This is a genomic window from Citrobacter sp. Cm046, from assembly GCF_030333065.1.
In the GTDB taxonomy this organism is placed as follows: domain Bacteria; phylum Pseudomonadota; class Gammaproteobacteria; order Enterobacterales; family Enterobacteriaceae; genus Citrobacter; species Citrobacter murliniae.
The window spans coordinates 242,772-257,375 of the sequence record NZ_JAOWGP010000043.1; the positions used below are offsets into that span (position 1 = coordinate 242,772).

The 14,604-nt window shown below is 50.3% G+C and carries 13 protein-coding genes; 3 read left to right on the forward strand and 10 right to left on the reverse strand.

The genetic code is table 11. The annotated features are described in order from the left end of the window. Window positions 1-115: 115 nt before the first annotated feature. The 6 genes from nuoF to lrhA form a co-directional block, all read right to left on the reverse strand. On the reverse strand, window positions 116-1,453 hold the full coding sequence (gene nuoF / locus OGX98_RS16920) for an NADH-quinone oxidoreductase subunit NuoF (protein ID WP_003839356.1): 1,338 nt from the start codon (window positions 1,451-1,453) through the stop codon (window positions 116-118). Continuing rightward, window positions 1,450-1,950 carry an NADH-quinone oxidoreductase subunit NuoE gene (gene nuoE, locus OGX98_RS16925; protein ID WP_003028069.1) on the reverse strand — a complete coding sequence of 167 codons (501 nt, stop codon included), beginning with the start codon at window positions 1,948-1,950 and terminating at the stop codon, window positions 1,450-1,452. Before nuoE ends, nuoF begins: the two co-directional genes overlap by 4 nt. Window positions 1,951-1,952: 2 nt before the next feature. Next, on the reverse strand, window positions 1,953-3,755 hold the full coding sequence (gene nuoC / locus OGX98_RS16930; protein WP_075261760.1) for an NADH-quinone oxidoreductase subunit C/D: 1,803 nt from the start codon (window positions 3,753-3,755) through the stop codon (window positions 1,953-1,955). An 85-nt stretch (window positions 3,756-3,840) separates the two neighbouring features. Then, window positions 3,841-4,503, reverse strand: coding sequence for an NADH-quinone oxidoreductase subunit NuoB (nuoB, locus tag OGX98_RS16935; RefSeq protein ID WP_003028075.1), 663 nt, complete (start codon window positions 4,501-4,503; stop codon window positions 3,841-3,843). Window positions 4,504-4,518: 15 nt separating this feature from the next. Further along, window positions 4,519-4,962 carry an NADH-quinone oxidoreductase subunit NuoA gene (gene nuoA / locus OGX98_RS16940; protein ID WP_003028077.1) on the reverse strand — a complete coding sequence of 148 codons (444 nt, stop codon included), beginning with the start codon at window positions 4,960-4,962 and terminating at the stop codon, window positions 4,519-4,521. 626 nt (window positions 4,963-5,588) lie between these two features. Next, entirely contained in the window at window positions 5,589-6,527 is a 939-nt protein-coding gene (gene lrhA, locus OGX98_RS16945) for a transcriptional regulator LrhA (protein ID WP_045445582.1), read from the reverse strand. 926 nt (window positions 6,528-7,453) lie between these two features. Here lrhA and alaA point away from each other — a divergent pair. Together alaA and yfbR are read left to right on the forward strand one after the other, a co-directional pair. Then, on the forward strand, window positions 7,454-8,671 hold the full coding sequence (gene alaA, locus OGX98_RS16950) for an alanine transaminase AlaA (protein WP_003028082.1): 1,218 nt from the start codon (window positions 7,454-7,456) through the stop codon (window positions 8,669-8,671). Window positions 8,672-8,755: 84 nt separating this feature from the next. Next, the gene (yfbR, locus tag OGX98_RS16955; protein ID WP_045445585.1) at window positions 8,756-9,355 is read left to right on the forward strand and encodes a 5'-deoxynucleotidase; all 600 of its coding nucleotides are present in this window, start codon (window positions 8,756-8,758) and stop codon (window positions 9,353-9,355) included. Between the two features lie 91 nt (window positions 9,356-9,446). Here the strand turns inward: yfbR and OGX98_RS16960 are convergent, their stop codons facing one another. From OGX98_RS16960 to yfbV, 4 genes are all read right to left on the reverse strand, one after another. Continuing rightward, a complete protein-coding gene (locus OGX98_RS16960; protein ID WP_286595623.1) occupies window positions 9,447-11,279 on the reverse strand; it encodes an SLC13 family permease in 1,833 nt (610 codons plus the stop codon). 77 nt (window positions 11,280-11,356) lie between these two features. Next, on the reverse strand, window positions 11,357-12,034 hold the full coding sequence (locus OGX98_RS16965) for a sugar phosphatase (protein ID WP_075261759.1): 678 nt from the start codon (window positions 12,032-12,034) through the stop codon (window positions 11,357-11,359). Continuing rightward, the gene (locus OGX98_RS16970; RefSeq protein ID WP_045445594.1) at window positions 12,027-12,521 is read right to left on the reverse strand and encodes a YfbU family protein; all 495 of its coding nucleotides are present in this window, start codon (window positions 12,519-12,521) and stop codon (window positions 12,027-12,029) included. Before OGX98_RS16970 ends, OGX98_RS16965 begins: the two co-directional genes overlap by 8 nt. An 82-nt stretch (window positions 12,522-12,603) precedes the next feature. Beyond that, window positions 12,604-13,059 carry a terminus macrodomain insulation protein YfbV gene (yfbV, locus tag OGX98_RS16975; protein WP_045445597.1) on the reverse strand — a complete coding sequence of 152 codons (456 nt, stop codon included), beginning with the start codon at window positions 13,057-13,059 and terminating at the stop codon, window positions 12,604-12,606. 339 nt (window positions 13,060-13,398) lie between these two features. Between yfbV and ackA the strand changes: the two genes are divergently transcribed. Beyond that, window positions 13,399-14,601 (forward strand): acetate kinase, encoded by a 1,203-nt coding sequence (gene ackA / locus OGX98_RS16980; protein WP_045445600.1) that lies wholly within the window; start codon window positions 13,399-13,401, stop codon window positions 14,599-14,601. Window positions 14,602-14,604 lie beyond the last annotated feature (3 nt).

Here is a 14,604-nt window from a genome sequence, read left to right on the forward strand (position 1 = left end):
ACTAAACTCCTGGGACTCGCTCTGTTGCTGCCTTGCCACAGCGCGAAGGTCTCGGTTATTTTTTAGGCATTAATCGAAATTTTTTCTCAGGTATCGCAAAACGCCAATACCGCTATTACCAGCGCTCTTTAAGCAGGTTCGGCTGAATACCACCAATTGCATGGGTATTGCTGAAGGTCTGCTTAATGCCAGCTTCGAATTCTTCGCGGAAATATTTAATGGCGCTCTGCAGCGGTTCGACCGCACCCGGTGCGTGTGCACAGAAGGTTTTACCCGGACCGAGGAAACGACACAGTTGCTCAAGTGTCTCGATATCCCCAGGCTGGCCTTCACCACGCTCCAGCGCACGCAGAATTTTCACACTCCACGGCAGACCGTCACGACACGGCGTACACCAGCCGCAGGATTCACGGGCAAAGAACTCTTCCAGGTTACGCACCAGCGGTACCATGCCAATCTCGTGATCGACAGCCATTGCCAGCGCGGTACCCAGACGACTCCCCGCTTTACCGATACTTTCGAATTCCATCGGCAGGTCAAGGTGTGCTTCGGTCAGGAAGTCGGTTCCCGCGCCGCCCGGCTGCCAGGCTTTAAACTTCAGGCCATCACGCATGCCGCCAGCGTAGTCTTCAAGAATTTCACGCGCGGTGGTGCCGAAGGGCAGTTCCCACAATCCCGGGTTTTTCACGCGACCGGAGAACCCCATCAGCTTGGTGCCAGCGTCTTTGCTCTTCGAAATGTTCTGGTACCACTCCACGCCGTTGGCGAGAATTGCCGGCACGTTACATAAGGTTTCGACGTTGTTAACGCAGGTCGGCTTACCCCATGCGCCAGAGCTTGCCGGGAACGGCGGCTTCGAGCGCGGATTAGCACGGCGACCTTCGAGGGAGTTAATCAGTGCGGTTTCTTCACCACAGATGTAACGCCCTGCCCCGGTGTGCACGAACAGTTCGAAGTCGAAACCGGTGCCCATGATGTTCTTGCCAAGCAGACCCGCTTCGGTTGCTTCGGCAATCGCACGGCGCAGATGCACAGCCGCTTCAATATATTCACCGCGCAGGAAGATGTAACCACGGTACGCTTTCAGCGCAAACGCAGAGATCAACATACCTTCCACCAACAGGTGCGGCAGTTGTTCCATCAACAAACGGTCTTTATAGGTACCCGGCTCCATTTCATCCGCGTTACACAGCAGGTAACGGATGTTCATGGATTCGTCTTTCGGCATCAGGCTCCACTTCAGCCCAGTGGAAAAGCCCGCGCCGCCGCGCCCTTTCAGGCCAGCGTCTTTTACCTGGTTGACGATTTCATCCGGTGACAGCCCGGTCAGGGCTTTACGCGCACCTTCGTAGCCGTTTTTGCTACGGTATTCGTCCAGCCATACTGGCTGTTTGTCATCACGCAGACGCCAGGTCAGCGGATGTGTTTCGGGAGTACGGATAATGTCTTTCATTTATACCGCTCCAGCAGTTCGGGGATGCCTTCCGGGGTCAAGTGAGCGTGAGTGTCCTCATCGATCATCATGTTTGGCCCTTTATCGCAGTTCCCCAGGCAACAGGTTGGCAGCAGCGTAAAGCGACCGTCAAAGGTCGTCTGCCCCGGCTTGATGTTGAGTTTTTTCTCAAGCGCGGCCTGGATCCCCTGATAGCCGTTGATATGGCACACCACGCTGTCGCAATAGCGGATCACATGGCGGCCAACTGGCTGGCGGAAGATCTGGCTGTAGAATGTCGCAACACCTTCAACGTCGCTTGCCGGGATACCCAGCACGTCAGCGATCGCATAGATCGCCCCATCCGGCACCCAGCCACGCTGCTTCTGAACAATTTTCAGCGCTTCAATGGACGCCGCACGCGGGTCTTCGTAGTGGTGCTTCTCGTGCTCAATCGCTTCACGCTCAGCCGCACTCAGCTCAAAAGCCTCGGTTTGTGGTTGTTGATTCTCGTGCATAATTAGCGGTCCACATCTGACATAACAAAATCGATACTACCCAGATGGACGATCAGGTCGGACACCAGGCTGCCACGTACCGCTACCGGGATCTGCTGCAGATGCGCAAAGCTCGGCGTACGGATACGAGTACGGTAACTCATGGTGCTGCCATCGCTGGTCAGGTAGTAACTGTTGATACCCTTGGTCGCTTCAACCATCTGGAAGGACTCGTTCGCCGGCATGACCGGACCCCACGATACTTGCAGGAAGTGGGTGATCAGGGTTTCGATATGTTGAAGCGTGCGCTCTTTCGGTGGCGGCGTGGTCAGCGGGTGATCCGCTTTGAACGGGCCTTCCGGCATGTTGTTGAGGCACTGCTCAAGGATGCGCAGACTCTGACGCAGTTCTTCAACTTTCAGCATTACGCGGGTATAGCAGTCGGATACACCACCACCAACCGGCACTTCAAAGTCAAAGTTTTCGTAGCCAGAGTACGGACGTGATTTACGCACGTCGAAATCAACACCTGTCGCACGCAACGCGGCACCGGTACAACCCCAGTCCAGCGCTTCTTTCTTGCCGTAAGCGGCAACGCCCTGCGAACGACCTTTCAGGATGGTGTTACGCAGCGCCGCTTTCTCGTAAGAATCCAGACGCTTCGGCATCCAGTCCAGGAAATCACGCAGCAGTTTGTCCCAACCGCGCGGCAGATCGTGCGCAACACCGCCAATACGGAACCAGGCCGGGTGCATACGGAAACCCGTGATCGCTTCCACCACGTCATAGATTTTTTGACGGTCGGTAAAGGCGAAGAATACCGGAGTCATTGCGCCGACGTCCTGAATAAACGTCGAGATATACAACAGGTGGCTATTGATACGGAACAGTTCGGAAAGCATTACGCGGATCACGTTGACACGATCCGGTACGGTAATGCCCGCCAGTTTTTCTACCGCCAGCACATAAGGCATTTCGTTGACGCAGCCGCCGAGATATTCGATACGGTCAGTGTACGGAATGTAGCTGTGCCAGGACTGACGTTCACCCATCTTTTCAGCACCACGATGGTGGTAACCGATGTCAGGCACACAGTCGACAATTTCTTCGCCATCAAGCTGCAGAACAATACGGAATGCACCGTGAGAAGACGGGTGGTTAGGACCGAGGTTGAGGAACATAAAGTCCTCATTTTCGGTACTACGCTTCATGCCCCACTCTTCAGGTTTGAAGGTCAGTGATTCCATTTCCAGATCCTGCTTGGCTTTGGTCAGCTCAAACGGATCGAATTCAGTGGCACGCGCCGGATAATCTTTACGCAGCGGATGTCCCTGCCAGGTATGAGGCATCAGCAGGCGCGTCAGGTGCGGGTGGCCTTCGATATCGATGCCAAACATTTCCCAGGTTTCGCGCTCATACCAGTTAGCGTTCGGGAACAGTTTGGTGAAAGTCGGTACGCGTAGATCGTTTTCAGACAATGCCACCTTGAGCATGATATCGCGATTGCGTTCAATGGAGATCAGGTGATAGAAAACGGAAAAATCCGCGGCAGGTAACCCTTCGCGGTGCGTACGCAGACGTTCGTCCATGCCGTGTAAGTCAAACAGCATGACGTAAGGTTTCGGCAGTCTCTTTAAGAAATCGCCAACTTCCAGTAATTGTTCACGCTTGACCCAAACAACGGGTACCCCGGTGCGAGTCGCCTGAACGGTAAAGGCATCCGGCCCAAAACGGTTGCGCAGTTCGCCAATGACCGGGTCATCGAGATGATCCCGTGTCTGCCATGCAGCTTCTTGCGCGGTTAAGTCGGTCATATTGTTCACCATTGCAAATGGTCCGTGGTGGTCGGCAGTGCTTCGCGCTATTTATGTAGTAATAAGCGAAGGAAGTGCTGCTGCCGACAGGCGCATATTAAATCTCGTCTGGTGTACGAAGATTCGTTACAGCAATACGTTCGCCGCGCTTACGCTCGCGCTCTGACTGCATATTGGCGCGATAAACGCCCTGATCGCCAACCACCCAGGAGAGCGGACGGCGTTCTTTGCCAATGGAGTCTTGCAGCAGCATTAGCGCCTGCATATACGCTTCCGGGCGCGGCGGACATCCCGGGATGTACACATCTACCGGAATAAATTTATCAACGCCCTGCACGACAGAGTAGATATCGTACATACCGCCGGAGTTAGCGCATGCGCCCATGGAAATAACCCATTTTGGTTCCAGCATCTGATCGTAGAGGCGCTGAATAACCGGGGCCATTTTGGTAAAGCAAGTTCCGGCCACAACCATCAGGTCAGCCTGACGCGGAGAAGCACGCAGTACTTCCGCACCAAAGCGGGCCACATCATGCACGGCGGTAAACGAGGTCACCATCTCAACATAGCAGCAGGAAAGGCCAAAGTTGTATGGCCAAATTGAGTTTTTACGGCCCCAGTTAACCATGTCATGCAGTTTGCCCATGAACACGTTTTTGTTAACTTCTTGCTCCAGGGGGTCGGTTACGATCTCCTGTTTTTGCAGGGGGTAACGGTCGTTCTCACCGTTAGGATCTATGCGGGTGAGCGTATAATCCATCTTAATGCCTCGCGGTTAGCGTTGACGATTAGCGATACTGTTCGTTTCCGGGTTCATACGCTCGCGGCGTGAACGCGCGGGCGTCCAGTCCAGCGCGCCAATACGCACCAGATAAACCAGACCTGCCAGTAACACAAAAATAAAAATTGCAGCTTCCACAAAGCCAATCCAGCCGCTTTCACGGATAGAAGTTGACCATGCGAACAGATACAGCGCTTCAACGTCGAAGATAACGAAGAACATGGCTACCAGATAAAACTTGGCAGACAGGCGCAGGCGGGCAGTGCCGACCGAGTCGATACCTGATTCAAACGGCACGTTTTTAGATCTCGCGCGCGCGCGACCACCTAAAAACCAGCCGCCAACAAGCATCAGGCAGCACAGGCCAATGGCAACAATAAGAAAGATAGCGAATGCCCAGTGATGAGCGATGATTTCAGTGGATGTTGACATACTCATTGCTTACTCATCAAAAGTAGCGCCAAATTCTCTGCTCTTTTCGGCAGATGAACGCCACATCGATTCATGGGGAGGAATAAAAAAAACCTTACAATCACTGTAGAAAATCATTTAAACAGCCAATTGATGGGGTTTTTTACTCCTTTCTATAACCTTTTGTCAACTTTAACAAAAGTTCCCTCACATTATTTTACACCAATCCAATTTCATTAACATAAAGTGCTGTTTAGACTAATTTCGATCGTTTCATTAGTCATTTTCAATGTTGTTGAATCGTGTCCGTAGTGAAGTAAAAAAGATAATACTGCTCTATTTTGACAGGATTTCACTCAGATGCCTCCCCCTAAATGGGAGTATTTTCTTGATCTGTGACACGCTTTTGTTAATTCACCATAAAAAACAGCAACAATTTCTCTAGTTTTTTAACATAGAAACAGATGACACTCCTGTTGTTTGTTTTTCATTCAATTTTAAGGCAAGTTTTTTACCGGCTGATTTTGTTAAGTTTTAGTATACAAAATGGTATCAAGCGCCATTATTTGTATAAAAAAAGAGCCGCTGGATGTTTTTTCACCATTAGCGGCTCTTTTTTACACTTACATTTTATAACGATTATTTGTGACACATTACTCAAAGTCACCTTCAACGATCAGCGAATCATCTCCCCCTTCGGGAGTAAACTGGTTGTATTGCCAGGGGTTTTGATATGTCTGCATCGACTTAAAGATAACCTGAGCCAATTCATTTTTCGTGGTGGGATCGCAGCACAACAGGTATTCCGTTTCAGGTAACGGCGGTAGCCCGTCCACAGCCCCGAGAACGCGCAGGTCCGGACTCATCATTTCTACCGGACGAGCAGTGACGCCCAGTCCCGCTTTCACCGCAGCACGAACCGCTGGTAATGTTGATGCTACATAGGCCAGACGCCACGGGATCTGTGCGGCATTCAGTGTCTCCAGTACGATATCCCGAAACGGACTAGGATCGTCGAGCAGAACCAGAGGAACTGGTTCGCCTTTTTGCAGGATATACTCAGCCGCGCAATACCAGTGTGTCGGTGAGGTGCGCAGATTCAGGCACTCAAAATCACCTGGACGGTTGGTGGTGACCACCAGATCCACTTCCTGCGACTTCAACATATCCACCATGTAAGCGTTACGCTTCACTCTCACATCAAGAGCAAGCTTCGGATATACCGAGCTTATTCGATTGAGCAGGAAAGGCAGTATTGTATCGGCCGATTCATCGGAAGCGCCGATAGTTAACACTCCCTGAAGATTGTTAAACATTAATGATGAGCAGGCCTCATCATTAAAACGCAGTATTTTTCTGGCGTAACCCAAAAGCTGAATACCATGTTCAGTCAGCAGTTTGTTGCGACCATGGCGCGCGAACAACTCTTTCCCCACTAGTTGTTCAAGGCGTTGCATTTGCTGACTCACCGCAGACTGTGTGCGACATACCGCAGCAGCCGCAGCCGCGAAGGTATTCAGGTCGGCAACAGCAACGAAGGTTCTCAGCAGATCGAGGTCGAGGTTAATTATCGGACGATTTGCATTTATCATAATTTTTCACTTACTCGCGGGTCATACCGGGTTAATGCTGTGCATTCAGAAACAAACAATTCCATTTGTAATGTGCTTCCCTCGCAGTTTCACTTAGTGTAACCAAGTGAAAATAAGGATGTATTTGGTGTACAAACGAAACAATTCTCTTTCTGCGCTTTATAATATCCGGGACTCTAATCGGAATATAGTAACGAGAAACAGTCAATTTTTTAGCTTTTGAATGATTCTGACTAATGGGGAAACATGTAAATTTTGTAAATATTGAAAATAGTTAGCAAACATTAATTTACACATTAAAAGCCAAATTTTCAGTATGTTAGAAACAATCAACCAACATGAGAATTATCGCAAAACACGTACCGCACACCATTTCATGAGACTTATCTTAACCTAAAACCACTATATTTATAAGTGTTATCGTGAATAATTCGAAGCAAAATGGTGTTATCTTGAACTTGCGCTTTTACTATTATTAACGCATTCAATAAATGCTGTTTAAATATTAAATAATAATTAATTAAGACTGACACTATTCATTAATTATACTTAACAATAGATTCACACCCTGCCGTTGGCGGATCATACCGATAACAGTCGGACAGCATCAGGACTCAGTATTTTCGAATTACGCCATTTGAGTGATGAGACGATTGCAGACCGCCTGGCCCATCTAACTATTTTTAACCAGACAAATCACCATCACCAAAGGATAACTACAAAATAAAAACCCATTAAATACATTATTAATAGAATTAAGCACTATAATTAATATATTAATTAGTCGTTAACAGTGAATTATAACTTCATGCCGGATCGAAATCTTCTACTAAAGACCCTTCAAAACTCACCGTCGTGGGAGTACATTGTTCTGTGCTGACTTCCACGGCAGGGAGTGGCATTCACAGCTAAAAAGGTCAAGATTCATGTCCCCCATTGAAAAATCCAGCAAATTAGAAAATGTCTGTTATGACATTCGTGGCCCGGTTCTGAAGGAAGCAAAGCGCCTGGAAGAAGAAGGCAATAAAGTTCTAAAACTGAATATCGGCAACCCCGCGCCATTCGGATTTGAAGCGCCAGATGAGATTCTGGTTGATGTGATCCGCAATTTACCAACAGCGCAGGGATATTGCGACTCCAAAGGCCTTTATTCCGCCCGTAAAGCGATCATGCAACATTACCAGGCTCGTGGAATGCGCGATGTTACCGTCGAAGACATCTATATTGGTAACGGCGTTTCCGAGTTGATAGTCCAGGCGATGCAGGCGTTGTTGAACAGTGGGGACGAAATGCTGGTACCTGCGCCCGATTATCCGCTGTGGACAGCTGCGGTATCGCTCTCCGGCGGTAACGCCGTGCACTACCTGTGCGATGAGTCTTCAGACTGGTTCCCGGATCTGGATGATATTCGCGCCAAAATCACCCCACGCACGCGTGGGATCGTCATCATCAACCCGAACAACCCCACCGGTGCCGTTTATTCCAAAGAACTGCTGATGGAGATTGTTGAGATTGCTCGCCAGAACAATCTTATTATCTTTGCCGACGAAATTTACGACAAGATCCTCTATGATGACGCCGAGCACCATTCGATCGCCGCAATGGCTCCGGACCTGCTGACCATCACCTTTAACGGCCTGTCAAAAACCTACCGTGTTGCTGGTTTCCGCCAGGGCTGGATGGTGCTGAATGGACCGAAGAAACATGCCAAAGGGTATATCGAAGGTCTTGAAATGCTGGCATCTATGCGTTTGTGCGCCAACGTTCCTGCACAGCATGCCATCCAGACCGCACTGGGAGGCTACCAAAGCATTAGCGAATTCATCATGCCGGGCGGACGCTTGTACGAACAGCGCAATCGTGCCTGGGAATTGCTGAACGATATTCCCGGCGTCTCCTGCGTCAAACCGCGCGGCGCACTGTATATGTTCCCAAAAATTGATGCGAAGCGGTTCAATATTCATGACGACCAGAAGATGGTGCTCGATTTCCTGCTCCAGGAAAAAGTCCTGCTGGTACAGGGAACCGCATTCAACTGGCCGTGGCCGGACCACTTCCGTATCGTAACGCTGCCGCGCATTGACGATATCGAAATGTCGCTGAGTAAATTCGAACGTTTCCTGTCAGGCTATCGTCAATTGTAATAACGTTGAGCGCCGCCGGGATTTGCATCCGGCGGCACTCTCTGCGCACAATACCTTTACTGAAGTCACTGAGTAAGGGTCGTTATGAAGCAGAGCCATTTTTTTGCCCACCTCTCCCGTCTGAAGCTCATTAATCGCTGGCCATTGATGCGCAACGTGCGCACCGAAAATGTGTCTGAGCATAGCCTGCAGGTTGCGATGGTTGCTCATGCGCTGGCCGCTATCAAGAATCGTAAATTTGGTGGTCAGGTTAATGCCGAACGCATTGCCCTGCTGGCGATGTACCACGATGCTTCCGAAGTGCTGACCGGTGATCTCCCTACCCCGGTTAAATACTTCAACTCGCAAATTGCTCAGGAATATAAAGCCATCGAGAAAATTGCCCAGCAGAAGCTGGTCGATATGGTTCCAGATGAGCTGCGTGATATTTTTGCGCCATTAATTGATGAACACGCCTACAGCGACGAAGAGAAATCTATTGTTAAACAGGCCGATGCCCTTTGCGCTTATCTGAAGTGTCTGGAGGAACTCTCGGCCGGTAACAACGAATTTTTGCTGGCGAAAACACGACTGGAAAAAACGCTGGAGTCACGTCGTAGCGAAGAGATGGATTATTTTATGGATATGTTCGTGCCAAGTTTCCACTTATCTCTTGACGAGATTAGTCAGGATTCTCCGCTATAAGACGCGTTGCCAGATAGCGTCTAAGGCCTGACCGGCTTACAGGAAGGCGTTGTTGGCCCGGTAGCGCAACGCCACCGGGCCATACCATCCGTCAAAACGGGAACAGCATCGGGATCATTACTACGCACACCGCCATGACAATAACCGTAAATGGCACACCAATCTTCACGAAGTCGCTGAAAGTGTAGTTTCCCGGTCCCAGCACCAGCGTGTTGACCGGTGAGGAGACCGGCGTCATAAAGGCCGCGGATGCAGCCATCGCAACCCCCATCGCAAAAGGATACGGCGAAACCCCCATAGACTTCGCTGCCGCCAGCGCAATTGGTGCCATCAGAACTGCCGTCGCGGTATTTGAGATAAATAATCCAATGGTTGCACACAGTACGAACAGGCAACCCAGCATCATGTACGGGCCATACCCTCCACCGACATCCATCAACCCTTTCACCACCAGATCGACACCGCCTGTTTTTTGCAGGGCCAGCGCAAAAGGCATCATCCCGACAATCAAGATAATACTCGGCCAGTGAATCGCTTTATACGCGCTCTCAGCATCAATACAACGGAATTTGCCCATCAGCAAGCACGCGATGAGAGCGGCAACCGTGTTAGGTATTTCATCGGTCAGCATCAGAGCGACCATAAGAACCAGGCAGAAAATCGCATGCGGTGCCTGACTGTGTGCCGGGGAAGCTTCACTCACTTCCACTGGCATATTCAGCACCACAAAGTCACGCCCCTTTTTCCCCATCAAGGCAATGACCTTCCAGTTTCCCACTACCAGAATAATATCCCCCATCAGCAGCGGCTCATCCACAACCGCCCCGGCAAGCGCAGTACCATCACGCTTTAATCCAACAACATTCAGCCCATAACGGGTACGAAATCCTATTTCCCGTACCGTTTTACCAATTAACTCCGATTCCGGGATCAGTGAAATCTCAGCCATGCCAACATCAAGCGCCTGTTCGGAGAAATATTCACCACGCAGCACCATTGGCTCCAGCAGTTGTTCGCTACAAAATTCACGCAAATCCACATCGGCAGCGGACATGTCTATCAACAAAACGTCACGCGCCCGAAACTCAGAAACCCCGTTAACATCCACGATAACGCGACGAAAGCGACGCCAGCGTTCAACGCCAATCACATTCGCCCCGTAACGTTCACGTAATTTAAGGTCATCCAGACGCTGGCCAATCATCGGCGATCCAGGACGAATAGCCAGCCGACGGGCACGCCCGGTGAGGCGATATTCTTTAATGAGATCGCGAAAGGTACGGCGTTTCCATCCGTCACCCTGCTGCCCGGCAACGTCTCCTTTGAGCATAAAACGCATCAACAGCATATAAATAATGCCAAGTACGAGAACAACCATCCCCAGAGGCGTAACGCTGAAGAAACTGAAGCCGTTAAGCCCTTCACGCAGCAACTCACTGTTAACGACCAGGTTAGGTGGTGTTGCCACCAACGTCATCATCCCGCTGATCAATCCGGCAAAGCTCAGCGGCATCATCAGGCGTGAGGGGGATATTTGCATGCGCATGGATACGCTTAAGACAACCGGAATAAAAATGGCGACCACGCCGGTAGAGCTCATAAATGCCCCGAGACCGGCAACGGTTATCATCAACAGCACCAGCATTTTGACTTCGCTACTGCCGGCGACCTTAACCAACCAGGCCCCCATCACCGTCGCCACCCCGGTACGCACCAGGCCGTCGCCAATAATAAATAAGGCCGCTATCAAAATAACGTTAGGATCGCTGAAACCGGAAAAAGCTTCTGTGATGCTCAGTGTTCCACTCAGAACAAAGGCAATAATAACCAGCAAAGCGACCGCGTCCATACGCACTCTGCCAGTTGCAAACAAAACGACGGCGATAGCCAACAATGAGAGAACCCATACCAATTCACCGTTCACAACATATCCTTGTTAAATGAGAGGGATAGACCGATTCTGCCATAAAAAAGCCCCAACAATCTGGGGCTAAATCACGATCAGGTATTTCTTACAACGCTCACATTTCCGTTAGGTTGTTTGGTCACGGAAATATGTTCCAGACTGGTCAGCGAAAAGTCGACCTCATCCAGACGCGGTGTGTCTGCGGGGGCATTCACGGCAATAACATGACACCCTGCCGCCAGACCAGAGAGCACACCAGCTGGCGCATCCTCTACAACAGCACACTCTCGCGGTGCAAGGCCGAGCAGTTGCGCTCCCAAAAGATATGCATCTGGCTCCGGCTTACCTCTTTTTACCCGTTCGGCAGTGACAAACACTTCAGGGGCCGGCAGACCCGCGACACGATGACGTGCCCGCGCCACCGGCATTGATCCGGAGGTCACTATCGCCCACGGGATCCCCGCTTTATTGAGGTGATTCAGTAAATCAACCGCCCCGGGTAGTGCGATGATCCCGTCAGTCTCAGTCGCCTCTATTTGCTCCAGGCGCGTAAACTCCGCTGCGATCTCCGCTTCGGATTTCCCGACCATAAAGTGCCGCAGAGAGGTTATCGCCTGCTTGCCATGAATAAAGCCCAGCACTTCGTCGTGATCAAGGCCAAAACGATCGGCCCAGTTACACCATGCACGTTCTACTGCTGGTAAGGAATCGACAAGCGTTCCATCCAGATCAAACAGAAAGCCTTTGCACTGCACGCTCGCCCCCTCAGGCATTAATGATTTGGTTAATTTCGTTCGCGCTCAGGTGATACTGACGCGGGCAAGAGTGCCAGACATTCAGCATGCGCTGATATTTTTCCCACATTGGCGTCTGGGCGTTGAAGCCATGCGTACCCGCATCAAAATGGGTATAACGCCCTTCTACATTGACCATAAAACGAACGTATCCCAGGAAGCGCGCTTCCGTTGCGGCATCAAAGCCGAGGAACGTGACGCGACGTTCGTCAATAGTCTGCGCGTCTTTAAGGTTAGTCCAGGAGACGTGCAATGCATGATACATCTCCATAATATCGATAATTGTGCGACAGGTTTCTTCCGTCAGCTCGCCAAACTCACGATCAAGCTCGCGCATCTGTAAACCGTAACCGCGTTCAATAATCGTCTGCAAACGACGATAGCGTTCGGCATTACCAGGATCGAGCATAGTCATCATTTTGTACTGGTTGGACAAAATAAGACGTTGAGCGTTGGTCATTTCCATTTGGGACTCCTGTATCACTACTGCTGCAATGAAAAAAAGAAGGCATCTTGTGCCTTCTTTTATATGCGTAATCCGGGGTCAATTACAAATCATCAAGAAAAGTTTTATCCAGTTGTTTGAAGGCGCGCTTAAGCGTGTCAGCTAGCGCCTGATAATCCGGCTTTCCTTCCACCGGTGCCAGCGCTTGTCCGGCCTCTTGTAATTTTCCCCGAACCTCATAGAACCAGTTGAGTATGGATGGTGGCAACGGCGTGACAGAACGTTTACCTAACCACCACATACCCTGCATCGGCAGGCTAAGCGCAAACAATGCGGTCGCCACAGCCGGTCCCAACTGCCCCCCCAGCGCAATTTGCCAGCATAAGGTAAATACGGCTATAGGCGGCATAAAACGGGTAGCATAACGCGTCATGCGAATCACGCGGTTCTCAACAAATACTGGCGCAAGGCGCTTTTCCATCGGCCACGTCTTTGCGTAGTGCTGCCCCCGGCGAAACAAACTGAAAAAATTTACGGAGCGATTATCCGGTGTCGACATGGCGGTTACCTCAACTTCACATATAAAATTTAAAAAATTTGTGCAAAACAACAACTACAGAGGACATCGTTCAAAACATTTTGTCTTCGATACCCACAATCAGGTATCCTGTGTCGGCCTGTAAGGCCTTTAGTCCAAAATCATTGAGTCGTCAAACTGGCATACAGTATGCCATTGGCTGAAAATTACGCAAAATGACATAGACTCAAAGGTATTTATTCCATCGTGCCCAAAAAGACAATGGCGCATGATGTTAATCATAAACGTCGGTGTCATCATGCGCTACGCTCTATGACTCCCTGACGTTTTTTTAGCCACGTATCATAAATAGGTACTTCCATGTCGAGTAAGTTAGTACTGGTTCTGAACTGCGGTAGCTCCTCACTGAAATTTGCCATCATCGATGCAGTAAACGGTGAAGAATACCTTTCTGGTTTAGCCGAATGTTTCCATCTCCCAGAAGCACGTATCAAGTGGAAAATGGACGGCGGTAAACAAGAAGCGGCTTTAGGTGCAGGCGCCGCTCACAGTGAAGCGCTGAACTTCATCGTTAACACTATTCTGGCACAAAAACCGGAATTGTCTGCGCAACTGACCGCAATTGGTCACCGTATCGTACACGGCGGCGAGAAGTATACCAGCTCCGTGGTTATCGACGATTCCGTTATCCAGGGCATCAAAGATTCTGCCTCTTTCGCACCGCTGCATAACCCGGCTCACCTGATCGGTATTGCTGAAGCGCTGAAATCCTTCCCGAATCTGAAAGATAAAAACGTGGCTGTGTTTGACACTGCGTTCCATCAGACTATGCCGGAAGAATCTTACCTCTACGCCCTGCCGTACAGCCTGTACAAAGAACACGGCGTTCGTCGTTACGGCGCGCACGGTACCAGCCACTTCTTCGTAACTCAGGAAGCGGCAAAAATGCTGAACAAACCGGTTGATGAACTGAACATCATCACTTGCCACCTGGGCAACGGCGGTTCTGTTTCTGCTATCCGTAACGGTAAATGTGTTGATACCTCCATGGGTCTGACCCCGCTGGAAGGTCTGGTGATGGGTACACGTTCCGGTGACATCGACCCGGCGATCATCTTCCACCTGCACGACACGCTGGGCATGAGCGTTGACGCTATCAACAAAATGCTGACTAAAGAGTCCGGCCTGCTGGGCCTGACCGAAGTCACCAGCGACTGCCGTTATGTTGAAGACAACTACACCACCAAAGAAGACGCTAAACGTGCAATGGACGTTTACTGCCACCGTCTGGCGAAATACATCGGTTCTTACACTGCGCTGATGGATGGTCGTCTGGATGCAGTTGTCTTCACCGGTGGTATCGGTGAGAACGCAGCGATGGTTCGCGAACTGTCTCTGGGCAAACTGGGCGTTCTGGGCTTTGAAGTTGACCACGAACGTAACCTGGCCGCACGTTTCGGCAAATCTGGTTTCATCAACAAAGAAGGTACCCGTCCTGCGGTGGTTATCCCAACCAACGAAGAACTGGTTATCGCGCAAGACGCGAGCCGTCTGACTGCCTGATTT

Coding starts and splice junctions, on each gene's coding strand:
- yfbR (WP_045445585.1), top strand. CDS start 8,756: ATGAAGCAGAGCCATTTTTTTGCCCACCTCTCCCGTCTGAAGCTCATT.
- nuoE (WP_003028069.1), bottom strand. CDS start 1,950: ATGCACGAGAATCAACAACCACAAACCGAGGCTTTTGAGCTGAGTGCG.
- nuoC (WP_075261760.1), bottom strand. CDS start 3,755: ATGGTGAACAATATGACCGACTTAACCGCGCAAGAAGCTGCATGGCAG.
- alaA (WP_003028082.1), top strand. CDS start 7,454: ATGTCCCCCATTGAAAAATCCAGCAAATTAGAAAATGTCTGTTATGAC.
- nuoF (WP_003839356.1), bottom strand. CDS start 1,453: ATGAAAGACATTATCCGTACTCCCGAAACACATCCGCTGACCTGGCGT.
- nuoB (WP_003028075.1), bottom strand. CDS start 4,503: ATGGATTATACGCTCACCCGCATAGATCCTAACGGTGAGAACGACCGT.
- yfbV (WP_045445597.1), bottom strand. CDS start 13,059: ATGTCGACACCGGATAATCGCTCCGTAAATTTTTTCAGTTTGTTTCGC.
- nuoA (WP_003028077.1), bottom strand. CDS start 4,962: ATGAGTATGTCAACATCCACTGAAATCATCGCTCATCACTGGGCATTC.
- lrhA (WP_045445582.1), bottom strand. CDS start 6,527: ATGATAAATGCAAATCGTCCGATAATTAACCTCGACCTCGATCTGCTG.
- OGX98_RS16965 (WP_075261759.1), bottom strand. CDS start 12,034: ATGCCTGAGGGGGCGAGCGTGCAGTGCAAAGGCTTTCTGTTTGATCTG.
- ackA (WP_045445600.1), top strand. CDS start 13,399: ATGTCGAGTAAGTTAGTACTGGTTCTGAACTGCGGTAGCTCCTCACTG.
- OGX98_RS16970 (WP_045445594.1), bottom strand. CDS start 12,521: ATGGAAATGACCAACGCTCAACGTCTTATTTTGTCCAACCAGTACAAA.